Annotated in this window: 23 protein-coding genes; 15 read left to right on the top strand and 8 right to left on the bottom strand. The window is 62.3% G+C overall.

All coding sequences use genetic code 11. The features are described from left to right. The first annotated feature begins 9 nt into the window (after window positions 1-9). Together KI241_RS13410 and KI241_RS13405 are read left to right on the top strand one after the other, a co-directional pair. Window positions 10-705, top strand: coding sequence for a tRNA (adenine(22)-N(1))-methyltransferase TrmK (locus KI241_RS13410; protein WP_123579063.1), 696 nt, complete (start codon window positions 10-12; stop codon window positions 703-705). Next, window positions 702-839 carry a hypothetical protein gene (locus KI241_RS13405; RefSeq protein ID WP_160310728.1) on the top strand — a complete coding sequence of 46 codons (138 nt, stop codon included), beginning with the start codon at window positions 702-704 and terminating at the stop codon, window positions 837-839. Before KI241_RS13410 ends, KI241_RS13405 begins: the two co-directional genes overlap by 4 nt. A 62-nt stretch (window positions 840-901) precedes the next feature. Here KI241_RS13405 and KI241_RS13400 read toward each other — a convergent pair whose 3' ends face one another. Then, window positions 902-1795, bottom strand: coding sequence for a LysR family transcriptional regulator (locus KI241_RS13400; RefSeq protein WP_212803829.1), 894 nt, complete (start codon window positions 1793-1795; stop codon window positions 902-904). Window positions 1796-1921: 126 nt separating this feature from the next. On the opposite strand from KI241_RS13400, the gene KI241_RS13395 reads away from it, so the two are divergent. The 8 genes from KI241_RS13395 (at window position 1922) to KI241_RS13360 (ending at window position 9371) form a co-directional block, all read left to right on the top strand. Beyond that, entirely contained in the window at window positions 1922-3070 is a 1149-nt protein-coding gene (locus KI241_RS13395; protein ID WP_161796104.1) for a muconate cycloisomerase family protein, read from the top strand. 10 nt (window positions 3071-3080) lie between these two features. Beyond that, window positions 3081-3371, top strand: coding sequence for a muconolactone Delta-isomerase (gene catC / locus KI241_RS13390; RefSeq protein ID WP_042729150.1), 291 nt, complete (start codon window positions 3081-3083; stop codon window positions 3369-3371). Window positions 3372-3425: 54 nt separating this feature from the next. Then, complete coding sequence (catA, locus tag KI241_RS13385; protein ID WP_042729149.1) at window positions 3426-4355, top strand: catechol 1,2-dioxygenase; 930 nt, start codon at window positions 3426-3428, stop codon at window positions 4353-4355. A gap of 106 nt (window positions 4356-4461) precedes the next feature. Continuing rightward, entirely contained in the window at window positions 4462-5421 is a 960-nt protein-coding gene (locus tag KI241_RS13380) for an AraC family transcriptional regulator (protein WP_042729148.1), read from the top strand. Window positions 5422-5716: 295 nt separating this feature from the next. Then, window positions 5717-7081, top strand: a complete 1365-nt coding sequence (gene benA / locus KI241_RS13375; protein WP_042729165.1) for a benzoate 1,2-dioxygenase large subunit — start codon at window positions 5717-5719, stop codon at window positions 7079-7081. Then, on the top strand, window positions 7078-7566 hold the full coding sequence (benB, locus tag KI241_RS13370) for a benzoate 1,2-dioxygenase small subunit (protein ID WP_042729147.1): 489 nt from the start codon (window positions 7078-7080) through the stop codon (window positions 7564-7566). The genes benA and benB overlap by 4 nt, the downstream gene beginning before the upstream one ends. A 10-nt stretch (window positions 7567-7576) precedes the next feature. Further along, the gene (gene benC / locus KI241_RS13365; RefSeq protein WP_042729146.1) at window positions 7577-8590 is read left to right on the top strand and encodes a benzoate 1,2-dioxygenase electron transfer component BenC; all 1014 of its coding nucleotides are present in this window, start codon (window positions 7577-7579) and stop codon (window positions 8588-8590) included. A 7-nt stretch (window positions 8591-8597) separates the two neighbouring features. After that, a complete protein-coding gene (locus KI241_RS13360) occupies window positions 8598-9371 on the top strand; it encodes a 1,6-dihydroxycyclohexa-2,4-diene-1-carboxylate dehydrogenase (protein ID WP_212803828.1) in 774 nt (257 codons plus the stop codon). 8 nt (window positions 9372-9379) lie between these two features. Here KI241_RS13360 and KI241_RS13355 read toward each other — a convergent pair whose 3' ends face one another. Next, entirely contained in the window at window positions 9380-10249 is an 870-nt protein-coding gene (locus tag KI241_RS13355; RefSeq protein ID WP_042729144.1) for a LysR substrate-binding domain-containing protein, read from the bottom strand. Window positions 10250-10378: 129 nt separating this feature from the next. On the opposite strand from KI241_RS13355, the gene KI241_RS13350 reads away from it, so the two are divergent. Together KI241_RS13350 and KI241_RS13345 are read left to right on the top strand one after the other, a co-directional pair. Then, window positions 10379-10993, top strand: a complete 615-nt coding sequence (locus tag KI241_RS13350; protein WP_042729143.1) for an urea carboxylase-associated family protein — start codon at window positions 10379-10381, stop codon at window positions 10991-10993. Window positions 10994-11080: 87 nt separating this feature from the next. Beyond that, window positions 11081-12019, top strand: coding sequence for a LysR substrate-binding domain-containing protein (locus tag KI241_RS13345; protein ID WP_042729142.1), 939 nt, complete (start codon window positions 11081-11083; stop codon window positions 12017-12019). Here KI241_RS13345 and KI241_RS13340 read toward each other — a convergent pair. Together KI241_RS13340 and KI241_RS13335 are read right to left on the bottom strand one after the other, a co-directional pair. Next, window positions 12009-13364: an amidase gene (locus tag KI241_RS13340; protein ID WP_042729141.1), complete on the bottom strand. Its 1356-nt coding sequence runs from the start codon at window positions 13362-13364 to the stop codon at window positions 12009-12011. The two genes, KI241_RS13345 and KI241_RS13340, sit on opposite strands and share 11 nt — an antisense overlap. Before the next feature lie 32 nt (window positions 13365-13396). Further along, entirely contained in the window at window positions 13397-14065 is a 669-nt protein-coding gene (locus tag KI241_RS13335) for an NAD(P)H-dependent oxidoreductase (protein ID WP_042729140.1), read from the bottom strand. A gap of 330 nt (window positions 14066-14395) precedes the next feature. Here KI241_RS13335 and KI241_RS13330 point away from each other — a divergent pair, with 330 nt between their 5' ends. The 3 genes from KI241_RS13330 to KI241_RS13320 all read left to right on the top strand — a co-directional run bounded on the left by KI241_RS13330 (window position 14396) and on the right by KI241_RS13320 (window position 17259). Then, window positions 14396-15817, top strand: coding sequence for a cytosine permease (locus KI241_RS13330; RefSeq protein WP_042729139.1), 1422 nt, complete (start codon window positions 14396-14398; stop codon window positions 15815-15817). 47 nt (window positions 15818-15864) lie between these two features. Continuing rightward, window positions 15865-16416, top strand: coding sequence for a VOC family protein (locus KI241_RS13325; RefSeq protein WP_042729138.1), 552 nt, complete (start codon window positions 15865-15867; stop codon window positions 16414-16416). Window positions 16417-16485: 69 nt separating this feature from the next. Further along, window positions 16486-17259, top strand: coding sequence for a creatininase (locus tag KI241_RS13320; RefSeq protein ID WP_212803827.1), 774 nt, complete (start codon window positions 16486-16488; stop codon window positions 17257-17259). Between the two features lie 73 nt (window positions 17260-17332). On the opposite strand, the gene KI241_RS13315 is transcribed toward KI241_RS13320, so the two are convergent. The 4 genes from KI241_RS13315 to potE all read right to left on the bottom strand — a co-directional run bounded on the left by KI241_RS13315 (window position 17333) and on the right by potE (window position 23327). Further along, window positions 17333-18286: a sensor domain-containing diguanylate cyclase gene (locus tag KI241_RS13315; protein WP_047738615.1), complete on the bottom strand. Its 954-nt coding sequence runs from the start codon at window positions 18284-18286 to the stop codon at window positions 17333-17335. Between the two features lie 3 nt (window positions 18287-18289). Continuing rightward, entirely contained in the window at window positions 18290-19333 is a 1044-nt protein-coding gene (locus KI241_RS13310) for a response regulator (RefSeq protein WP_212803876.1), read from the bottom strand. Window positions 19334-19614: 281 nt separating this feature from the next. After that, complete coding sequence (locus tag KI241_RS13305; protein WP_042732493.1) at window positions 19615-21921, bottom strand: Orn/Lys/Arg decarboxylase N-terminal domain-containing protein; 2307 nt, start codon at window positions 21919-21921, stop codon at window positions 19615-19617. After that, a complete protein-coding gene (potE, locus tag KI241_RS13300) occupies window positions 21918-23327 on the bottom strand; it encodes a putrescine-ornithine antiporter (RefSeq protein ID WP_212803826.1) in 1410 nt (469 codons plus the stop codon). Before potE ends, KI241_RS13305 begins: the two co-directional genes overlap by 4 nt. Window positions 23328-23695: the final 368 nt, after the last annotated feature.

Genomic DNA, 23695 nt, shown 5'->3' with positions numbered 1-23695 from the left:
GGGCGGCAGTTGAACGAACAGACATTGTCCATGCGTCTGGAACGCGTGGCGGCGCACGTGCCGTTGGGCGCGCGATTGGCCGACATCGGTTCGGATCACGCTTATCTGCCGGTGGCGTTGGTTCGCCGTGGCGCTATTACAGCCGCAGTGGCCGGTGAGGTGGCATTGACGCCGTTCGCGGCCGCCGAGCGAACCGTGCGTGAAAGCGAGTTGGAGCGCCAGGTCACGGTGCGCCTGGCCAACGGGCTGGAAGCGATCGAGCCAAGTGATGGGATCACGGCGATCAGCCTTTGCGGCATGGGCGGGGAGACAATCCGCGACATCCTCGACAGCGCAAAAGCGCGCCTGAGCGGACAAGAACGCCTGATCCTGCAACCCAACGGCGGTGAGCAGCCGTTGCGCCAGTGGTTGATGGAGAACGACTATCGGATTCTCTGCGAAGAGGTGCTGCGGGAGAACCGCTTTGACTATGAAATCATCGTTGCCGAGCGCACGGGCCCGGTGCTGTATACCGCCCAGGAGCTGTACTTCGGCCCCTTGCAGTTGCAGTCACGCAGCCCGGCCTTCCTGGCCAAGTGGCAGCGCCTGCTGCGCCAGAAGCACAAGACACTGGCCAGCTTCGCCCAGGCGCGGCAGGCCGTGCCCGAGGCGAAGGTGCAGGCCGTTGCCCGCGAGGTGAAGTGGATTACCGCGCTGCTGGCATGACCATCAAGCCGTCCTTGTCATCAGAAGATGAACTTGAACAGCGCAATGACCACGATCAGGCCGATCAGGAAAATGATGCCAACGGTGCCGCCAAGGAATTTCAACATAAGAACACTCTCATCAGATGGGCTTAATTTTCTAGACCGCCCGTGATGCCGCTCGTTTCGTTAATTTTCCTGCCGGCAGCAAGAAGGCGTCATTGCCGTCCGAGTTCTTCCCTCAGCGCGTCGATCAGGGCCAAGCAATGGATCATCGCTGGCGACGCGTCGTTGGCCCGTCGGCTCTGGATGATCGGCGAGGTCGCGTCGTCCTCCAGCAGCGTGCAGAAACCGATGTCGTCGCGGTGCAACACCTGCACCGAGGCCGGCACGAGGGTGATGCCCATGCCGGCGCCCACCAGGCCGATGGCGGTCTGCAGTTCGTTGGTCCACTGGGCAACATTGATGCTCAGGCCTCGCGCCTTGAAGAGGCCCATGACATGGTCGGCATAGCTCGGGCGTGGGTTGCCGGGGTAGAGCACGAAAGGTTCGGTGACCAGTTGATCCAGCGTCACCGGCTGACCGATCAGCGGATGCCCGGCGGGCAGGGCGACCACCAGGCGATCCTCCGTCAGCACTCGCTGGACAATCGCCGGGTCGTCGATGTGGATGCGCCCGAAGCCAATGTCGATACGCCCGGCCTTGAGCGCCTCGACCTGTTGCAGCGTGGTCATTTCCGAGAGCCCGAGTTCCAGCGCCATCGCCTCGTGGCTACGCAGGCGGCGAATCAGTTCCGGCAGCACGCCGTACAAGGTTGACGGCGCGAAACCGATCCCCAACCAACGCTTTGCGCCCTCGCCGATGCGCCGGGTATTGCCGCAGACCTTTTCCAACTGTTCCAGCAGGGTGGTGGTCTGCTCGAAGAAAAAACGTCCGGCGTCGGTGAGTTTCAGTGGACGCCCACGCTCCAGCAGCATGACCCCCAATTCGTCTTCCAACTGCTGGATCTGCCGGCTCAGGGGTGGCTGGGCGATGTGCAGGCGCTCAGCGGCGCGGGTGAAATTGAGGGTTTGCCCCAGGACCTGAAAATACCGCAGGTGGCGCAGTTCCATGGGGCCTCCCATGAGTGAATGGTTAATACCTTCAAGGTATCGATCCAGACCAATTCTATATTGGCTTCCCGAAAAAAGCCGTACCAGAATCGGTTCCAGAATTTTAAGAACCTGATGGGTATCGAGATGCTGGAAACCGCCATTGAGTCGATCGAGACGATCATCGTCGATCTGCCAACCATCCGCCCGCACAAGCTGGCCATGCACACCCTGCAGCACCAGACCCTGGTGATCATCCGCGTGCGCTGCGCCGATGGCATCGAGGGCATTGGTGAATCCACCACCATCGGTGGCCTGGCGTATGGCAACGAAAGCCCCGAAAGCATCAAGACCAACCTCGACCGGCACTTCGCACCGCTGCTGCTCGGCCAGGACAGCCGTAACGTCAACGCCGCGATGCTGCGCCTGGAGCGTTGTATCCGTGGCAACACCTTTGCCAAGTCCGGCGTCGAAACCGCTTTGCTCGATGCTCAGGGCAAACGCCTCGGCCTGCCGGTCAGTGAACTGCTGGGCGGACGGGTCCGTGATTCACTGCCGGTGGCCTGGACCCTCGCCAGTGGTGATACCGACAGGGACATCGCCGAAGCGGAAAAAATGCTCGATCTGCGCCGCCACCGGATCTTCAAGCTGAAAATCGGCGCCGGTGAAGTCAACCGTGACCTGGCGCACGCCATTGCGATCAAGAAAGCGTTGGGCGAACGTGCCAGCGTACGGGTCGACGTCAATCAGGCGTGGGACGAAGCGGTGGCGCTGCGGGCTTGCCGGGTTTTGGGCAGCAACGGCATCGACTTGATCGAACAACCGATTTCGCGCAACAACCGCGCCGGCATGGCACGCCTGAACGCCATCAGCCCGGCACCGATCATGGCCGACGAATCCATCGAAAGCGTAGAGGATGCATTCAATCTCGCCCGCGAAGGCGCGGCTTCGGTGTTCGCCCTGAAAATCGCCAAGAACGGCGGCCCGCGCGCTGTATTGCGCACCGCGGCCATTGCCGAAGCGGCCGGTATCGCGCTGTACGGCGGGACAATGCTGGAAGGCGGCCTGGGCACCCTGGCGTCGGCCCACGCGTTCGTGACCCTGGACCGACTCGCCTGGGACACCGAATTGTTCGGCCCGCTGTTGCTGACCGAAGACATTCTCAATGCCCCCCTGGTCTACCGCGATTTCGAACTGCACGTGCCGAAGGCCCCCGGCTTGGGGGTGAGCCTGGATGAAGAGCGCCTGGCGTTCTTGCGCCGTGACAAGACCGCCACCCACGTCCAAAGCGCCTGAGGAGAGCCCCATGCTGTTCCACGTAAAGATGACCGTGAACCTGCCGGTCGACATGAACCCCGAACGGGCCGCGCGGCTCAAGGCCGACGAGAAAGCCCTGGCCCAGCGCCTGCAAGCGCAGGGCACGTGGCGTCATTTGTGGCGCATCGCCGGGCTCTACGCCAACTACAGCGTGTTCGACGTCGACAGCGTTCAGCGACTGCATGACCTGCTGATGCAACTGCCGCTGTACCCGTACATGGCGATCGAAGTCACTGCGATGTGCCGCCACCCGTCCTCGATTCACGAGGATGATCGCTGAGCCCGTTGGGGCCGCCTCGCTACACTCATAATTACAAGATGAGGAACTACCGAAATGAACATCAAGATTTCCCACACGGCCGGCGTCCAGCAGTTTCTCGAGCAAGCCAGCGGCCTGTTCAACGACGAAGGGAACCCGCGCACCAAGGCTCTGGTTTACCGGATCCTGCGTGATTCGGTGAACATCATCGAAGACCTTGGCGTGACCCCGGAGGAATTCTGGAAGGCCGTCAATTACCTCAACGTCCTTGGCGCGCGCCAGGAAGCCGGGCTGCTGGTGGCCGGCCTGGGCCTTGAGCATTACCTCGACCTGCTGATGGATGCCGAAGACGAGCAGGCCGGCAAGTCCGGCGGGACGCCACGTACCATCGAAGGCCCGTTGTATGTGGCCGGCGCGCCGTTGTGCCAAGGCGAGGCGCGCCTGGATGACGGCGCCGACCCGGGCGTGACCCTGTTCATGCAGGGCCGAGTCCTGAACACCGCTGGCGAGCCTTTGGCCGGCGCTGTCGTGGACGTCTGGCACGCCAACACTGGCGGCACCTACTCGTACTTCGACACCACGCAATCGGCGTTCAACCTGCGCCGGCGCATCGTCACCGACGCCGAGGGCCGCTATCGCTTTCGCAGCATCGTGCCGTCGGGTTATGGCTGCCCGCCGGACGGTCCGACCCAGCAATTGCTCGATCAATTGGGTCGCCATGGCCAGCGTCCGGCGCACATCCACTTCTTTATCTCGGCACCGGACCATCGGCACCTCACCACCCAGATCAACCTGGATGGCGACCAGTACCTGCATGACGATTTCGCTTACGCGACCCGCGACGAACTGATCGCCAGGATCACCTTCAGCGACGATCCGGCGCGCGCCAGCGCCCGGGGTGTCAGTGGCCGGTTTGCCGAGATCGATTTTGACTTTACCTTGCAGCCGTCCGCCCAGCCCGAAGAGCAGCAGCGCCACGAGCGTGTTCGCGCACTCGAAGCCTGAACCCTACGACGGTGACCTGCGGCACGGGACTTTTCCCGTGCCGTCGGCGTTTGGGCCGCAGCGCCGCTTAGGGCCTGGGCCCCATAACAAGAACGGGAGTGACCCGATGATGCACGCGCAACTCTTGAGTCAGCGCAGTACCGTGTTCGATCACGCCGACCCTCATGCAGTCTCTGGCTACATCAACCAGCATGTCGGTACCCATCGCATCGGCATGCCCCGTTCCGGGCGGCCGCTGGCCAGCCTCAACCACCGCAAGTTCGCCAGCCTCGACCTGTGTCGCATCAGCTACGGCGGCAGCGTGCGCGTCACGTCCGGGGCGCTGGAGAACGTCTATCACCTGCAAGTGTTGTTGCACGGCCATTGCCTGTGGCGCGGTCGTGGGCTGGAACACGCCTTCACGCCGGGCGAACTGTTGCTGATCAACCCCGACGAACCGGTGGACCTGACCTATTCGGCCGACTGCGAGAAATTCATCATCAAGCTGCCGGTCCAGCTGCTTGAGTCGCTTTGTGACGAGCAACGCTGGCGGTATCCGGGGCAGGGCGTGCGGTTCCTGGAGAACCGTTATCGGCTCGATGAACTGGAAGGGTTTGTCGGCCTGCTGGCCATGATCTGCCAGGAAGCCGAAGCCAGCGAGCCGGTGCCCAGGGTGCAGGAACACTACGCACAGATCATCGCCAGCAAGATGCTTGGCCTGATGAAAACCAATGTCAGCCGTACCTGCCTCGGCTCGCAGGCGGCCACGTTCGAGGGGCTCGCCGATTACATCGCCCGTCACCTCAAACAGGACATCGACAGCGAGGCGCTGGCCCGCCAGGCGCGGATGAGCCTGCGGTCGCTGTACGGGTTGTTCGAGCGCCATGCCGGCACCACACCGAAGAACTACATCCGGCAGCAACGCCTGGAGCGTATCAAGGCTTGCCTGAGCGACCCTGCGTGCAACGTTCGCAACGTCACCGAAGTGGCCCTGGACTATGGCTTCCTGCACCTTGGGCGCTTCTCCGACAGCTACCGCAAGCAATTCGGCGAACTGCCTTCCGAGACCTTGAAACGCCGCCACTGATGCGCTGGGCTTGCCCGCGAATGCGGTGGGTCAGTCGACCTCTTCATCAACTGACCCACCGCCTTCGCGAGCAAGCTCGCTCCCACAAGGGCGTCTGGGGCGGACACACATCTTGAGCCACCCAATAACGCTGTGGGAGCGGGCTTGCCCGCGAAGACGGCAACGCATCCAACTCAATTCGCCAGTCGATTCTCCCTGCGCAAAACGGATAAAGGTCTGCAACCTTCGGATAGTGCACCCCATCCCCCCGTCCTAGCATGGCCCTGCCTGAACAAAAACAATGGAGGCGGCGGCCATGTCCCTGCGACCCGAATACCTTCACTCCCTGCTTGAAGACGACAAGGAACACGGCATCTATCGCTGCAAGCGCGAGATGTTCACTGACCCACGGCTGTTCGACCTGGAGATGAAGCACATCTTCGAGGGCAACTGGCTGTACCTGGCGCACGAAAGCCAGATTCCCGAGAAAAACGACTTTTACACCACCACCATGGGGCGCCAGGCGATCTTCATCGCGCGCAACAAGGACGGTGAGCTCAACGCCTTCCTCAATGCCTGCAGCCACCGTGGCGCGATGCTCTGCCGACACAAATCCGGCAACAAGAGCTCCTACACCTGTCCCTTCCACGGCTGGACGTTCAACAACTCCGGCAAGTTGCTCAAGGTCAAGGACCCTGCGGCGGCGGGCTATCCGTCGAGTTTCAACTGCGAAGGCTCCCACGACCTGACCCGGGTCGCGCGTTTCGAGTCGTATCGTGGCTTCCTGTTCGGCAGCCTCAACCCCGATGTCGTGCCGTTGGTCGAGCACCTGGGCGAGTCGGCCAAGATCATCGACATGATCGTCGACCAGTCCGCCGACGGCCTGGAAGTGCTGCGGGGCTCGTCGAGCTACATCTACGAAGGCAACTGGAAACTCACGGCGGAAAACGGCGCGGACGGCTACCACGTCAGTTCCGTGCACTGGAACTACGCGGCCACCCAGAACCAGCGCAAGCAGCGCGAGGCCGGCGATTGCAACCCGACCATGAGCGCCGGCAGTTGGGCCCGGCAAGGCGGCGGTTTCTATTCCTTCGACCGCGGCCACATGCTGCTCTGGACCCGATGGGCGAACCCCGAGGACCGGCCGCTGTACGAGCGCCGCGATGAGCTCGCCCAGGGCTTCGGCAAGGCCCGCGCCGACTGGATGATCGAGCACTCGCGCAACCTGTGCCTGTACCCCAACGTCTACCTGATGGACCAGTTCAGCTCGCAGATCCGCATCGCCCGGCCGATCTCGGTCAACCGCACGGAAATCACCATTTACTGCATCGCGCCCAAGGGCGAGAGCGACCAGGCCCGTTCGAGCCGGATCCGGCAATACGAGGATTTCTTCAACGTCAGTGGCATGGCCACGCCCGATGACCTGGAAGAGTTCCGTTCTTGCCAGACCGGCTACCAGGGCAGTGCGACCGCCTGGAACGACATGTCTCGGGGCGCCGAGCACTGGGTCGAGGGCGCCGATGAGGCCGCGAGGGAGATCGACCTGCAGCCGTTGCTCAGCGGTGTGCGCACCGAGGACGAAGGCTTGTTCGTGTTGCAGCACAAGTATTGGCAGCAAACCCTGCTCAAGGCCCTGGCGGCCGAGCAGTCGGAACGGATCGCCGTGGAGGCCGTGCAATGACCATTACCCATGACGCCGTGCGCGACTTTCTCTACCGCGAAGCCCGCTATCTCGACGACCGCCAATGGGACGCCTGGCTGGAGCTGTACGCCCCGGATGCGACGTTCTGGATGCCCGCCTGGGACGACAACGACGAGTTGACCGAAGACCCGCAGCGGGAAATCTCCCTGATCTGGTACGGCAACCGCACCGGCCTGGAAGACCGGGTCTTTCGGATCAAGACCGAGCGTTCCAGCGCCACCGTGCCAGACACCCGCACCTCCCACAACCTCAGCAACATCGAGCTGCTCGAACAACGCGACGGCCTGTGCCAGGTGCGCTTCAACTGGCACACCCTGAGCTTTCGCTACAAGACCGTCGACAGCTACTTCGGCAGCAGCTTCTACACCCTGGATATGCGCGGTGAAAACCCGCTGATCAAGGCCAAGAAAGTGGTCCTGAAGAACGATTACGTTCGCCAGGTCATCGATGTCTATCACCTGTGAGACTGCCGTCATGACTCATTCCATTGCATTGAACTTCGAAGACGGCGTCACCCGGTTCATCGCGGCCGAGGCTGGCGAGACTGTGGCTGATGCCGCCTATCGCCAGGGCATCAACATTCCCCTGGACTGCCGCGACGGCGCGTGCGGCACCTGCAAGTGCTTTGCCGAGGCCGGGCGCTATGACTTGGGCGAGGAGTACATCGACGATGCGCTCACCGCCGACGAAGCGCAGCAGGGCTTTGTGTTGACCTGCCAGATGCGCGCCCAGAGCGATTGCGTGGTGAAGGTGCCCGTATCCTCGGACGTCTGCCGCACGCAACAGGCCCGTTTCGAGGCGACCATCAGTGCGGTGCGCCAGTTGTCGCAGAGCACCATCGCCTTGTCGATCAGAGGCGAGGCCTTGAGCTCGCTGGCGTTTCTGCCGGGCCAGTACGTGAACCTCGGTGTGCCCGGCAGCGACCAGACCCGCGCCTACTCGTTCAGCACGCTGCCGCGCGACGGCGAAGTCAGCTTCCTGATTCGCAACGTGCCGGGCGGCCTGATGAGCAGCTTCCTCACCGGCCAGGCCAAGGCCGGTGACACGCTGCGGCTGGCCGGGCCGCTGGGCAGTTTCTACCTGCGTGACATACGGCGGCCGCTGTTGCTGCTGGCCGGTGGCACTGGCCTGGCCCCGTTTACCGCGATGCTGGAAAAAATCGCCGAACAGGGCAGTGGGCACCCGGTCCACCTGATCTATGGCGTGAGCAACGATGTCGATCTGGTGGAGCTGGAGCGGCTGCAAGCCTTCGCCGCCCGAATCCCCCGTTTCAGCTTCGCTGCCTGCGTGGCCAACCCGGCCAGCCAGCATCCGCTCAAGGGTTATGTGACCGAGCACATCGAGCCTGGGCATCTGAACGAGGGTGACGTCGACGTTTACCTGTGCGGTCCGCCGCCCATGGTCGAGGCGGTCAGCCAGTTCATGGGCGAGCAGGGCATTGCCCCGGCGAACTTCTACTACGAAAAATTCGCCGCCAGCGCGGCTTGAGGTGTCCATGAGCCGATTCAACGAAAAAGTCGCGTTGATCACCGGCGCCGCCCAGGGCATCGGGCTGCGGGTGGCGCAACGCATGGCGGCCGAAGGTGCGCGGTTGATCCTGGTGGACCGTTCTGAGCGAGTGCTGGCGTTGCAGGAGGAACTGGCATCGGCCCACCCGGTGCTTGCCTTGACGGCGGACCTGGAACAGTACGACGAGTGCCGCCGCGTGATGACCCTCGCCGTGGTGCATTTCGGCCGCCTGGACGTGCTGGTCAACAACGTCGGCGGCACGATCTGGGCCAAGCCTTTCGAACATTACGAAGCCCCGCAGATCGAGGCCGAAGTGCGCCGCTCGCTGTTCCCGACACTGTGGTGCTGCCACGCGGCGTTGCCATTGATGCTTGAGCAGGGCAGCGGCGCGATCGTCAACGTGTCCTCCATCGCCACGCGCAGCATCAATCGGGTGCCCTACGGCGCCGCGAAGGGTGGGGTCAACGCATTGACCGCGTGCCTGGCTTTCGAAACCGCCGGTCGCGGGGTGCGGGTCAACGCGACGGCACCCGGCGGCACCGAGGCACCGCCCCGGTTGATCCCGCGAAACAGTGCCGAGCAAAGCCCGCAGGAAAAAACCTGGTACCAGCAAATCGTCGACCAGACCCTGGACAGCAGCCTGATGAAACGCTACGGCACCTTGGACGAACAAGCCGCCGCGATCCTGTTCCTGGCGTCCGACGACGCGTCATACATCACCGGTGTGACCTTGCCGGTGGGTGGGGGCGACCTGGGCTGAGCCTGTGCTCACAACTGCTGCTTGAGGAACGTTGCAAACGCGCGCGCCAGTTGCGACGGTTCTTCCTGGGTGGGCAGCAGAAGGGCAATTTCATACTGGATCGGGGGCGAAAACGGCTTGAGCAGCAGGTGTTCGGTGAAGGGCCGACTGACCACCGGGTCGACGAGGCCCACCCCCAGGCCGCAGCGCACCAGTTCGCAAGCGCTGGAAAAGAACTCTGTTTCCGCCACCACGTTCCAGGCGGCGCCATAGGCTGAGAAGGCCGTGGCCAGTTGCTGATAGATGGGGTCGCCCTTGAACAGCGAAACGAACGGCACGCCGTCCAGGTCCGCCGGGGTGATCACGTCCCTATCGGCCAAGGGATGGCCCGGCGGCAGCATGCATTGGCACTCATAGCGGATGACGTCCATGTGGGCGGCGGGGTAGTCGAGGGGCAACTCGGCGACGGCCAGGTCGAATTGCTGGGTGGTCATCAGCTCACGGACCGATTGTGAGTTGCGGGTAATGAGCTTGAGTTCGAGCCCTGGCCGTTCCCTGGCGAACTCGGCCATCAACCGAGGCAACAGCGCGATCGACAGGCTGGCGTAGGCCGCAATGGCCAGATGTCCGCGCTTGCCGGTGCGAATTTCCCTGGCGATGCGCTGTGTTTTCTCCACGGCCTCCAGCGCCCGTTGCGCTTCGACGAAAAACAGCCGCGCCTCGGGCGTCGGTTGCAGGCGCCCGCCCTTGCGCACGAAAAGGGTCAGGCCGGTGTCGTGCTCCAGGTTGGCAATGGTGCTGCTGATGGCGGGCTGGGAAATGTTCAGCAACTCTGCCGCCCGGGTCATGGTGCCGTGGATCATCAACGTCCTGAAGCATTCGAGCTGACGGATTCGCATGGTTTTTCCTATAAATCCAACTTATACCGAGGCCACTTTATATTATTGGTTTGTACACGGGTCGTATGTTTTGCTTTGGGCAGGGGTCCAGTACACGGGCCAATCCATCTGTCCAGAAGGGGCAAACACATGAACGCAGTGACTTCGATCCATCCCGGTGAACACCTCCGCCTCCCGGCCCGGCACGGCGTGGCGATCCGCCTGAGCAAGGGGCAGACCCTGAAGGTGGTCAACACCCACGGCAAGCAAGTCGTGGACACCTGGGCGTTCAACCCGGATGACCTGACAGAGTCGATGTCGATGGAGCACAGCCGTCCTTTCTGGCTGAAGCTCAACCCGTGCAAGGGAGACGGCTTGTTGACCAACCAGCGCCGCATCATCCTGACGCTCATCGAAGACACCTCGCCTGGTGTCCATGACTCCCTGGTGGCCGCCTGCGATCCGACCCGCTACGTGCAACTGGGGGTGGTCGGCCATCATGCCAGTTGCAACGAGAACCTGTTCCTGGCCTTGCAGACCCTGGGCCTGACGGCGCCAGATACTCCGAGCCCGTTGAATCTGTTCATGAACGTGCCGGTTCATCGGGACGGGCGCATCGAGTTCGCGGCGCCGGTCAGCGAACCAGGGCACTACGTCTGCCTGCAAGCGGCGATGGACGCCGTGGTCGTGCTCTCGGCCTGCCCCCAGGACATCACGGCCGTCAATGGCATGCAGCCCCAGGATATTCACTACTGCGTGATCTGAGCGTCCGGTAAAGCCTGCTGGCGGCCGCGACCGGTCAGCAGGATACTGGGTCCGTGGTAAGCCACACTGATAAGAGGCCGCACAACCATGCGCAAAATACCTCCCCTGAACTCCGTTCGGGCGTTTGAAGCCGTCGCACGGCACCAGAGCTTTTCAGCGGCGGCGAACGAGCTTTCCGTCACGGTCGCTGCGGTCAGCCATCAGGTCCGACAATTGGAAGACGGCTTGGGGCAAAAACTCCTGGAGCGGGGCCGGACGGTCACGCTCACCGCGGCCGGCCAGGCGATCTATCCGTTGTTGCGCGACGGCTTCGACCAGATCGCCCAGGCGTTCGCCCTGATCGACGCACCAAAGGCCGCGGATGCCATCCAGGTGTCCACCACGCGGGCGTTCGCCGAACGGTGGCTGATGCCGCGGCTGGCGGCCTTCAACGCCATTTACCCGGACATTGTGGTCTCGATTCATGCCTCGGAGAAAGTCGTGGACCTGCGCACCGAAACTGTCGACCTGGCGATTCGTTATGGCCCGCTCACCGCCAATGCCCGCGCGCCGGTGCTGTTCGAGGACCGTTACATGGCGGTGGCGGACGCCCGCATCTGTCCCGACGGACGGGCGCCCACCATCGATGATTTTCACCAGCGCGCATTGCTGGCATTCAAGTGGAAGAACCAGGCCCTCGAAGCGCCTTCCTGGTCAGCCTGGCTCGCCAGGGTCGCGCATGATCCGTCGCGGGAATTGCGCATTTCCTGGTACAGCGAGGAAACCCTGGCGCTGCACGCGGTGGAGCGCGGGCTCGGGCCGTTGTTGTGCAGCACGGTGCTGATGGACGAAGCGTTGCGTTCTGGCCGGATGCGCCGGGTCGAAGGCCCGACCTTGCCAGGTTTCACGTACCACCTGATAGAGAACAACCCGGGTGCCTCGCGCCGTAGCCTGGGCGTGTTTCGCGACTGGTTGCTCGGCGAAGCCAGGTCATTCCGGGAAAACACCCTGGATGACCTGGCCGGCCAGCCGTTGCCTACCCCCTGACTTTCGCCGCGTGAAGGGTGCTTTCCATCGCCAGGCACGCGCCGAGCAGTGCGTCATCGTGGCCTTGCGGGGCCGAGAACAATACCGAGGTCGGTAGCCCGGCGGGGTCCGTGCCAGACGGCACGGCCACCCCCGGCATATCCAGCAGGCTGCCGATCATGGTCAGCGACAGGGTTTGCAGATTGACTGCGGCGAACAGCGCGTCGTCCTGTTCCAGGGGCGCCATCGCCGGCGCGACATGCTTGACCGTCGGCATGACCAGCAGAGCACCGTCGAGCTCACGTTCGATGGCCGCCATCAACTCGTCGCGGGCCTGGCGAATCCTGGCTTCGACCCCAGGGCCGATGGCCTTGGCCGAACGCAGGCGCGCCCGGACCCGTCGGTCCATACGCGCGCCGTCCGGCCCCTCGACGATCGCCTCCAACAGCCGCCAGGCTTCTATCGCCCCCAGCCAGCCATCCCGGGCGATCAGCGCCCGGGTGTTGGCCACGGCGCGCACAGCACGGTGTTCAACCTGTACGCCAGCGCCACGAAGACATTCCATCATGGCCAACAGGTTGTGGCGGACGGCTGGCTGCAACGCGTCATCGGCCAGCACCGCATCGTCGACCACCAGGCGCAGGCGGGAAAGCGCGCCGGGGTCGATGGCCGGGCAGGCAGCACCGCGCATGGCCGCATCCAGGGCGACGCAATCGGCGACGGTCCGGGCGAACGGCCCCAGGCTGTCCAGGGTGACGGCGAGCGGGTGGACGCCGTGCATACTGTAGCGACCGGTGCTGGCCTTGTACCCGACCACGCCATTGAACGCCGCCGGGACGCGAATCGATCCGGCGGTGTCGGTGCCTAGGGCACAGCTGACGATGCCTCGTTGCACCGCGATGGCTGAGCCGGACGACGAACCACCGGGTACGCGGCGTTCGCCCACGGCCATGTCGCCCTTCGGCGTACCGAAATGTGGATTCAGGCCAAGGCCCGAGTAGGCGAACTCCGAGAGATTGGTTTTGCCCAGGGCGATCATCCCCCGCGCGTTGAGCGCAGCGATGACCTGGGCGTCGGCGTCCGCCATCGGCGCGTCCAGGCGAGTGATGGAGCCCGCGGTGGTCCGGGTGCCGGCGACGTCCAGCAGGTCCTTGACCGCATAGGGTATGCCGTCGAACGGGCTCAACGGGGTTCCGTCCCGCCAGCGCTGGGTCGAGGCCCGCGCCGCCTCGATGGCCCGTTGTTCAAACAGCTCAATGAACACATGAGCGCCATGGCGGGCGGCGACCAAGGCCGCCGCGACCAGTTCGTCAGGGGTCGTCAGGCCTTGCTTCAGTCGCTCGGCGGTGTGCAACAGGGTGGTCATGTCGTCTCCCTTCGTCGGGTTAAGCCGGCTGCTCAAGCCGGCGCACGCAGGTTGTGTCGTTCTCCGATCAGTTGCCCGACCAGTACCGGCACCGCATCGAAGGCGTCGGCGATGGAGGCTTCGTGGCGAGCGTCGCCGAACTCCTGGTAATCGATGGCGATGACGTGGGTTTCGTTCACGCCCAGGTAATGCGCGCAGGTCTGGATATGGGTTTCGAGGTGGTTCATGGTTTCGCGTACACCACCGGGGCCAAAGCCGAATTCCCCTCGGGAAGACAGGATGATCAGTTTCTTGCCGCTCATGATCGGTTCCAGCGGGTAGTCGCCCCGGCCCAGGTCGAAGGTGAAGGTCTTGCCGATGCGGATCACCTTGTCGAACCAGGATTTCAGCGCGGCGGGCATCCCATAGTTGTACATCGGCGTACCGATGACGATGACGTCGGCACGGTCGATTTCATCGATCAACTCATCCGAAAGGCGGATTTGCTCGCGCTTTTCAGCGGTCATCTGTGCCTCGGGCGTGAATACCGCCGCAATCCAGGCCTCGGTCACGAACGGAGGCGGGTTGTGCCCGACGTCACGGGTAATGACCCGCGCCAGTTTGTCGCGTTCAAGCCAGGTGTCGACGAACGCCTTGGACAGTTTACGGCTCAAGGAGCGATCGGAGCGTGCACTGGCATCAATATGAAGTAACGTGGTCATGAATAACTCCCTCAAATGCCGAGGCGAAATGTCTCGGCAGCAGATCCAGTGGGCCACGACGGTCGTCGGCTCGGCTATTGATATTTATTGTGCGTTTGGCCAATAAAACTCAACCCGTTAATTTTATTTAACCTGGTCATCTTCTTTTGAGCGGTTGTGGCGCGTTGAAGTGCCAATTGCACTTCTGGTTGTCGCGCGCAATTGAATAAAACTAAAGCCGCGAATATTTCTAAACGGCCTTTTAGGTTTAATCAATTACTTAAATCTTCGCACCTCGATTTAATGATTCGCAGCGATTCACGTGGTCGCCGATCAGCGAGGAAAATAATAATGTCAACGCGTCGAAACTCCGAAGTCAGTCAAGTCAATCACGATGTGCTGGGCATTGAACCCATGCCCGACAGCCATCGTACGTCCACACCCCTGGACCAGTTCTGGATCTGGGCCGGCGCCAACGTGGCACCGATCAACTGGGTGCTCGGTGCCATCGGCATCCAGTTGGGGCTTAGCCTTATGGAAACGCTCCTGGTGATTGTCATCGGCAACCTGCTGGGTGCGGCCCTGTTCGGCGGCATCTGCATCATGGGCCACCGGACCGGGGTGCCGCAGATGGTGCTGTCGCGGCTCGCCTTCGGTCGGCGCGGCGCCTACCTGCCCACCCTCATGCAAGTGCTGATGCCCATGGGGTGGGTGGCGACCAACACCTGGATCGTCCTCGACCTGTCGGTGGCGGCCTTGGAGAAAGTCGGTGTCAGTGGCGGCATGGAACTCAAGTACCTGATCGCCGTGGCGGTCATGGTCCTGCAGGTGGTCATCGCGGCCTGGGGGTTCAACGCGATCAAGTGCTTCGAGCGCTACACCATGCCGGTGATTCTGGTGATCATGATGGTGATGACCGTGCTGGCGTTCACGCACGTGGACATCCAGTGGCAAACGTCCACCATCCAGGGCATCGGCAAGCTCTCGGCCATGAGCAGCCTGATGACGGCCATCGGGATCGGCTGGGGCATCTCATGGCTGGTCTACGCCTCGGACTACACCCGGTTCACCCAGACCAAACTGTCCGACGGCCAGGTATTTCGCTCGACGTTCCTGGGCATGTTCCTGCCCACCGTCTGGCTCGCCTTCCTCGGCGCCGCGATTGCTTCGGCGGGTGGCGGTTCGGACCCGGCGCAACTGATCATCGCAGTGTTCGGCACGATGGCGCTGCCGGTGCTGCTGGTGCTGTTGCACGGCCCGGTGGCCACCAACATCGTGGTCATCTACTCGGCGGCATTGGCGACCCTGTCGCTGGACCTGCGCATTGCGCGCTGGGCGGTGTCGCTGGTCTCGGGGGTGGTGGCACTGTTCATTCTTTATCTGTTCCTGCAATCGGGTGAGTTCGTCCATGCCTTTGAAAACCTGATGGTGTTCTTTGTGGTGTGGATCAGCCCTTGGGCGGGTATCACCCTGGTGGACTTTTTCCTGATCCGCCGCGGCCGGGTGGATCTCGATTCGTTGTACTGCCACCACTCGCAAAGTGCCTGCACCGACGTGAACTGGAAAGGCGTATTGGCCCTTGCCGTGGGTGTACTGGCGGCCTGGTTATTTCAAGTTGGCACCGTCGCGTCATTACAAGGGCCGATTGCAATGGCCTTGGGCGGAATCGATTTGTCTTGGTTGGCAGGATTAAGCGTGGGCGGCGGCAGTTATTACTTACTGCATCTTTCCCGGCGAGTGGCAACGGTTCACACCCCGGCAGTCGCTGAATAAGAAGTTGTCTGTAAAACACCTATTAACGATGAAAGAGGTCAATGCATATGTCTCATCTTGAACAAACTAACGTGCTGTCGGCATTGAGTGCCGGGGCCGAGGTCGACGCCTTCCTGGGCAACGTCGTGGAAATCGCGATCGTGACCCGGGACCACCAGCGCACCATGGATGGCTTGCTCAAGCTGGGGATTGGCCCATGGCGGGTGTACACCTTCAGCCCGGACAACACCGAGAACCAGACCTACCACGGAGAGCCGGCCGAATTCGTCCTGAAGGTCTGTTTCGCCCAGTCTGGGAACATGGTCTGGGAACTGATGGAGCCGGTGTCCGGCCCGACGATCTTCGCCGACTTCCTGGAGAAGCACGGCGAAGGCATCCAGCACGTGGCCTATGACTGCAACAACATTCCCTTCGAAGAACGCATCGCCGAGTTGCAACGCCGTGGCTTCAAGTGCGTGCAGTCGGGCTCCTGGATGGGGGTGAACCATTTTGCGTTCTTCGGCACCGAGGCCGACACCACCACCGTGTTTGAGACCTATGCGTTCCCTGGGGACTGGGATTATCCGGAACCCGAATCCTGGTACCCGGCGCGCCCGTAGGCACGACGCGGCTCCCGGCGCCCCTGGCGTCGGGACTTTTGCCTCACAACCGACGATGGGAAGACAGCCATGAACAACGTCCGGATGGACAACCTCAGTTGGGTCGAATACGAGCGCCGCGTGCAATCCGGTGCCGTGGTGTTTCTGCCGATCGGTGCGACCGAACAGCATGGACCGCACTTGCCCCTGGGCACCGACGCCTTGCTGGCCAGCGCCATCAGCGAAGACGTCGCCCGGGAAATCCACGGCATCGTCGCGCCGGCGCTGGCCTATGGGTACAAATCCCAGCCCAAGTGCGGAGGAGGGCAGCACTTTTGCGGCACCACCAGCGTGGACGGCGCGACGCTGATCGCGATGGTCCGCGATGCCGTGCGCGAGTTTCATCGCCATGGGGTCAAGCGCCTGGTCCTGGTGATTGGGCATTACGAGAACCAATGGTTCGTGACCGAGGGCATCGACCTGGCCCTGCGCGACATCGGCCCGGACGCTGGCCTGCAGGTCATGCGCCTGGAACATTGGGAGTTCGTGCCGCCCCAGACGATCGAGCGGATTTTCCCCGACGGTTTCCCCGGTATCGCCCTGGAACATGCGGCGGTCATCGAAACCTCGATGATGCTGCACTATCACCCGCAATTGGTGGCGCTTGACCGGATTCCCGCCCATGGCCCGGCCGAATTCCCGGTCTACGACCTGTACCCCACGCGCACCGAATGGGTGCCCGCCAGTGGCGTGCTCTCATCGGCGTTGGGTGCGAGTGCGCAAAAGGGCCAATGGCTGGTGGGCGATGTCATCGGCGGGATCGTGCAAGCGGTGCGGTTCGAGTTCGCCCTGGGTGAAGTCTGAAACCTGATAAGGCCACAAAGGCCCAGTTCAGTTGAGGTATCTCGCAATTAACTGAGCTGGGCTGACGTGCTATTTACCCATACACCGTCACCCGATTACGCCCAGATTCCTTGGAGGTGTACAGGGCGTGGTCCGACCAGGCGATCAGGTCCGCATGGCTGTTGGCGGGCTGGCTCAGGTCGGCGACGCCCAGGCTGATGGTGAAGCGGATGCGCTGGTCGCCATGCATCACTTCCAGGCCTTCGATGGCCTTGCGCAGGCGTTCGGCAAATACTTGGGCGCCTTCCTTGTCGGTGTCGGAGAGCACTACGCCGAACTCTTCGCCGCCGTAGCGCCCGGCGGCATCGGAGTCGCGCACATGCTCGCGCAGGACCCGCGCCACCTGCTCGATCACCTTGTCGCCGGCCTGGTGCCCGTAGGTGTCGTTGACCCGCTTGAAGTGATCGATGTCGAACATCACCAGGCTCAGCTCATTGCCATAGCGCAGGTGCCGGGCGTAGGCGGCTTTGAGGTTTTCTTCCCAGTGACCGCGGTTGTACAGGCCGGTCAGCCGGTCGATGCTCGACAACTGTTGCAACTGCGCATTGGCGGCCTGCAACTGATGACGGTTGGTGGCGACGTCGGTGACGTCGTAGATCACCAGGCAGATATGGTTGATCTTGCTGTCGGGGGAGTGCAGCGGCAGCAGCGTGGTGTTCTGGTACATGAACTCTTCTTCGCCGGTGATCGGCTGGTAGTTCATGAACCGCACCAGGTACGGGCGCTGCTCCCAGATGGTGAACGCCGGCGTGCCCAGGGTGGCGACGCTTTCCACCTTGCGGCTGAACCATTGGCGGTCGATTTCCGGAAACAGGCTGAAGAAGTGCTGGTTCTGGGCATCCTTGGGCTGTATGCCGGAGCGGTTCTCCATGAAGGTGTTCCAGACTTGCACGCGGTAGTCGCGGTCGAGCACTACCACCCCGACGTCGATGCTCTGAACCACGGCCAGCAACCAGTGGAATTCGTTCAGGTCGATAGAATCGTTCATGGCTCAGTTCATCAAGTAGGCGAGTTTGTGGGTCAGGCGGGGAATGGAGTCCTCGGTGAACAGCAACAACAGGTCGAAACTGATGTCCTGGCCCTCCAGGCTATAGCTGATTTCCACGGCCAGGGTCTTTTTCCAGCGCTTGCGGTTGACCCGGATCAGCTCGTCGATGGCCGCGTGCTGGCCCAGAATCTGCGGATGGCCCTGGGAAAACCCCACGTCGACCTGCTCGGCGATGCTGCTCAGGCAGGCGCCGATCAGCACGCTGGAGAGGTCCAGCAACATTTCGAGGTCGGAATAATCGGCGCTTTCACGCTGCATCAGGAGGGCGATGTCGGTGATTTCCGAATCGTGGAACATCAGCAGCGCTTCGCCGGCAATGCCCCCGCCGATGAAACCCTGGCAGATCGCGGTCAGTTGCTGGGAATTGCTGGCATCGGCCAGGGCCATGTGCAGTTCGCCGACTTCGAGGATGTTCACGTTCGGCACGGGCAACTGCACGAACACCCCAAGCACCTTGGCGATCAAGGCAGCGGCGCGGCCGATGGCGACGTTGACGGTCTCGCGGAAAGCGTCGTGGAAACTGATCGCGGTGTTTTGTACCGCGCGTGGTTGTGGGGTTTGTCCGGGGTGTGCCAGCAACCCCAGCTTGCCGAGGGTCTGGCGCAACTCGGCTTCGTCGAACGGTTTTTTCAGGAAGGCCAGCGCGCCCAGTTCGTGCACACGGCGCACCGCTTCTTCCTGAACGTCGCCGGAGATCACAATGACCTGGGCCGTCAGTCCTTCGGCGCGCAAGGCGCTCAAGACCTGGTAACCGTCCATTTCCGGCATGGTCAGGTCCAGCAGCACCACCTGTCCCAGGCCCTGGCGTATGGCATCCATGGCCTGGCGGCCATTGGTGGCTTCGGTGATCGAAACCGGCCAGTCCGCCGGCAGCGCCCGTAATACCTGTTTACGGGCCATGTTGGAGTCATCGCATACCACTAGGGGAATCACTGACACAGAAGACGCTCGCCGAGGGTTGGATATCAGGGAAAATCCGATGGGCATCATGCCACAGGCTTATTTGTTCCGACCGCGCCGATGTTCACGAATTCAGCAAAATTCAAATGCCAGGCGCGAACACCGCGAACACAGGGCTCGCGTGGTGAGAGAGTCCGCTCCCGCCGCAGGCGCTCGGGTCGGGCAAAAAGGGGCCGCTTCGCGCCCCAGCGGGAGCAAGCTCCCTCGCCACAGAGACCGCAGAAGCCACTGAAGCCACTGAAGCCACAGAGACCGCAGAGACCGCAGAGACCGCAGAGACCGCAGAGATTAGACTGCCCAGGCCTTGGTCAATCCGCAACCCCGCCAGCGGCCTTCAGTACCAACAGGTGATAGACGCCGTCCTCGACCTCGATTCCATGGGTGTCATGGGTGAAGCCTGGGAAGGATCTGTCGAAGGCTTCCAGCGCCCTCAGGTAAGCCAGCAGCGGGCCATCCGCGGGGCCGGCATTTTCGCCAGGCATGAGTAGGGGAATCCCTGGTGGGTAGGGCACGATGCCGGTGGCCGCGATGCGTCCGGCGGCGTTGTCCAGCGTGACCTTCTCGATGTGGTTGCGCACCAGTTTTTCGTAGGCTTCCACCGGGCTGTACACCGCTTGCGGCAGCATGCCGAACGCCTGGGCCATGGACGCGGTGGTCTTGTGCTGTTTCATGGCGGCGAAGATGTCATCGGCCAGGTCCTTGAGGCCCATGCCGGCGTAGCGCTGCTGATTGGCGGTCAGCAGGTCCGGCAGGCACAGCTCCAGTTCGAGGTTTTCGTCATAGTCACGCTTGAAGTCGAGCAGGGCGTTGACCAGCGTGCCCCATTTGCCTTTGGTGATGCCGATGGAGAACAGGAACAGGATCGTGAAGTCGGTGGTTTTCTCCACCACGATGCCCTGGTGCTCCAGGTAAGCGGTGACAACACAGGCAGGGATGCCGAAGTCCTGCAGGTGGCCATCGTCACCCATGCCCGGGCTCAGCACCGAGACCTTGATCGGGTCGAGCATGCAGTAGCCGTCTTCGATGTCACCGAAGCCGTGCCATGTTTCGTTCGGATGCAGCACCCAACAGTTCGGCTCCGTGCGCAGCATCACCGGGTCGGCGGCGTGGAAGGGCATCGGGGCGCCGTCAACCTGCACCGACGGCGGCTGCCAGCAGGTGAAGAACCACTCGTCCTTGCCTTGCATCTCGTTGTGCATGCGCGAGAGGACCTGGCGGAAGGCGACGGCTTCCTCGATGGATTCACTGGTCAGGATCTGCCCGTTCGGCGCCTCCATCATGGCCGAGCTGACATCGCAGGACGCCATGATCGCGTAGTTGGGCGAGGTGGAGGCGTGCATCATGAACGACTCGTTGAAGCGCCCATGCTCGATCGGGTTGCGGCCATTACGCACATGAATCATCGAAGCCTGGGACAGCGCGGCCAGCAACTTGTGGGTCGATTGGGTGGCGAACACGGTGGGCTTGGAATCATCGTGATCGTCAGGGCTGCCGTGCATGGCGAAGCGCTCGCGATACAGCGGGTTGAACCGTGCATAGCCGTACCAGGCTTCGTCGAAGTGCAGGCGATCGACGCTTTGCCCCAACAGTTCCTCGACGCGGGTGACGTTGTAGGTCAGGCCGTCGTAGGTGGAGTTGGTGATGATCGCGTGCACCGGTGTCGGATCGATGCCGGCCTTGACCATCGGGTTGTTCGCGATGGCCGCCTTCACCCCTTCGGCGCTCAGCGTCTGCGGCAGGATCGGTCCGATGATGCCGTAGCGGTTGCGGGTCGGCACCAGGTAGGTGGGCAGGGCACCGGAGAGGGTCATCGCATGCTCGGCGGATTTGTGACAGTTGCGATCGCACAGGGCAATCTGGTTGCGCGTGACGCTGGCCATCAGGATCACGCGGTTGGACATCGACGAACCGTTGGTGACGTAGTAGGTGCGATGGGCTCCGAATACCTTGGCCGCGTAGCGTTCACCCTGGCCAATGGGCCCGCTGTGGTCCAACAGCGAGCCCAGCTCGCCGACGGAAATGGACAGGTCCGAGCGCAAGAGGTTTTCCCCGAAAAACTCGTAGAACGCCCGACCAGCAGTGCTTTTCAGGAAGGCCGTACCGCCGGCATGGCCAGGCGTGTGCCAGGAGTATTCATAAGAGCGGGCAAACTTGACCAGCGCACCGAACATCGGCGGCAAGGCCGCCTTGCGATAGCGCTCGATGGCCGCCAGGATCCGGCCGCTGAGGAACCGACTGGTGTCCTCCGGCAACCAGATGAAGTCGTCGGCGTGTTGCATCACCACCAGCGGGATGCTGGAGGCGGTGCTGCGATCACTGATCAGGAACACCGGCACCCGGGTGTTGCGCTCGCGCAGGTTGGCCAGCAGCTTGATGCATTCTTCGTGGCCTTCGCTGGCGTCCATTTCCCAACTGAGCAGGACGCATTGGATGGCCGGGTCGGAATTGAGGATCGACGTTGCGTCGCCGAGGGATTCGGACACCAGCACGCTGATGGCGCGTTGCTCGACGTCGCTGATCAGTTGATTCAGGGCGCGGCCAAACACCGTGCGCTTGTCGGGCGGGCTGCTGACCAGCAGGGTGAGCATCCCGAGCGTCTGGGTATTTTCCGTCATGATTGAGCCTCCAGGCTGCCTTTGTTCAAGTGGTTCACCGGTACGGGGTCACCCGTCAGGTGCTGCGCGCTGACGGTTTGCGTCGGTACGCTGTTGTTCAGTGCTTCAAGGCGAATCAGCCGGTTGTTGACGAAGCCGAACAAGGTGTAGCCGAAGATCGTCGCCACGCCGCCGAGCATCAGCGCCTGCTCGCCGGAGCTGTACAGCGCCAGGTAGCTGTAGGCGGCCGCCACCCAGGCGATGATGTTGGTGACCAGGGCCTTGCTGGCGGGCACGTTGGAGACTTTCTGCAGGGTCATCAGGGCGGCCATCGAGAGAATGTAGGGCACCAGGTTGGTGACAACCGCCAGGTTGACGAGGGTATCGAATTGCTTGCTCAGGTCCGGGCTGATGGTGAGCAGGCCCAATGCCGTCTGTGCCGCCAGCAATACCAGCATGCCGATGATTGGCGTGCCAGCCTTGTTGGCCTTGGCGAAGATCGCCAGGAAGTAGCCGGTGTCCGCCGAACTCTTGTAGACCTGGGCAATGGTGAACTGCCAACCGAGCAGCGAGCCGATGCACGCCAGCACCATCAGCCCCATCACCAGGTCGCCCACCGCCGGGCTGAACATCTTGGCGAATGCCAACCCGAACGGCGCCGTGGAGGCTGCCAGCTCGGCGTTGTCGACGATGCCAGCGATGACGTTCGTTGACACGATGTAGAGCAGGGCCGCACCGAGGGTTCCGCCCAGTACGGCGATCGGTACATTCTTCTCGGGATTTTCCACCGCATCGGTGTTGGCGCAAGCGGACTCCAGCCCCAGGAACGCCCACAAGGTGATTGCCACCGAAGCACCGGCCGCTTCATACCAGCTCTTGTCGTGGGGGTTCCAACCCGCCGCGTAGACACTGCTGTCGAACCAGAACCAACCCAGGGTCGACACCAGCACCACTGGCGCAATGACACCCCACACAGTGACCGCACCGATCCGGCCGGTGATCCGCGCACCGCCGAAGTTGGCGAAGGTGGTGATCCATAACAAAGCGATGGTTGCCAGCCCCACTTGCAATGAATCGAGCTTGAGCTGGAACAGTTCCTGGATGTAGCCGACGGCGGTGATGCTGATCGCTACGTTGGCAATCAACAGCGACAGGCCGTAGGTGTAGTTGGTGATGTAGTTGCCGGCCTTGCCAAAGGTGTATTCGGCATAGCCACCCATGCCGCCGGTCTTGCGACTGAGCATTCCGCAGCGGGCGAACGCATAGGCCAGTGCCAGGGAGCCGGTGGCAGTGACCAGCCATGACAGGATGGAAATAGCGCCCACCTCGGCCAGTTTGCTCGGCAATAAAACGATGCCTGAGCCCAGCATGTTGACGGCAGTCAACATGGTCAACTGCACTACCGTCATTTTCTTCGCGGCGGTCATTCCGTGCCTCACTTCATGCGGGGGAAGGAAAACTAGCTATAGCTAAGTATTGGAAAGCTGCAAGAAAGTTCACGCTAATGCGCCGTTGATTTTTTATAGTTCGACAGGCTTATATTTCCCCTGGTGGGCGCTCGCTCCACCTTTAACGGCGGCCGATGATCTTCGGCGATTGGCGTTATAACGCGGTTCGTAATCGCGTCTATACCAAATCAATATGAAGCCCATGGCCGTTGCAAGCCTGAACAGACAGCCCGCTCAGCGAGCAAGAAGTGGCGCCTTGATCTGAAAGTTCAAGTATTGGCGGCGAATCCCACAGCGCATTCGACCTTCCAAACTCCATTGAACGTGTGACAGAGGCTGTAGTTTCT

The sequence above is a fragment of the Pseudomonas sp. Cab53 genome, assembly GCF_018325965.1.
Classification (GTDB): domain Bacteria; phylum Pseudomonadota; class Gammaproteobacteria; order Pseudomonadales; family Pseudomonadaceae; genus Aquipseudomonas; species Aquipseudomonas chlororaphis_E.
The sequence above is the reverse complement of the archived record's forward strand: the minus strand, read 5'-3'. Positions and strand labels throughout refer to the sequence as shown.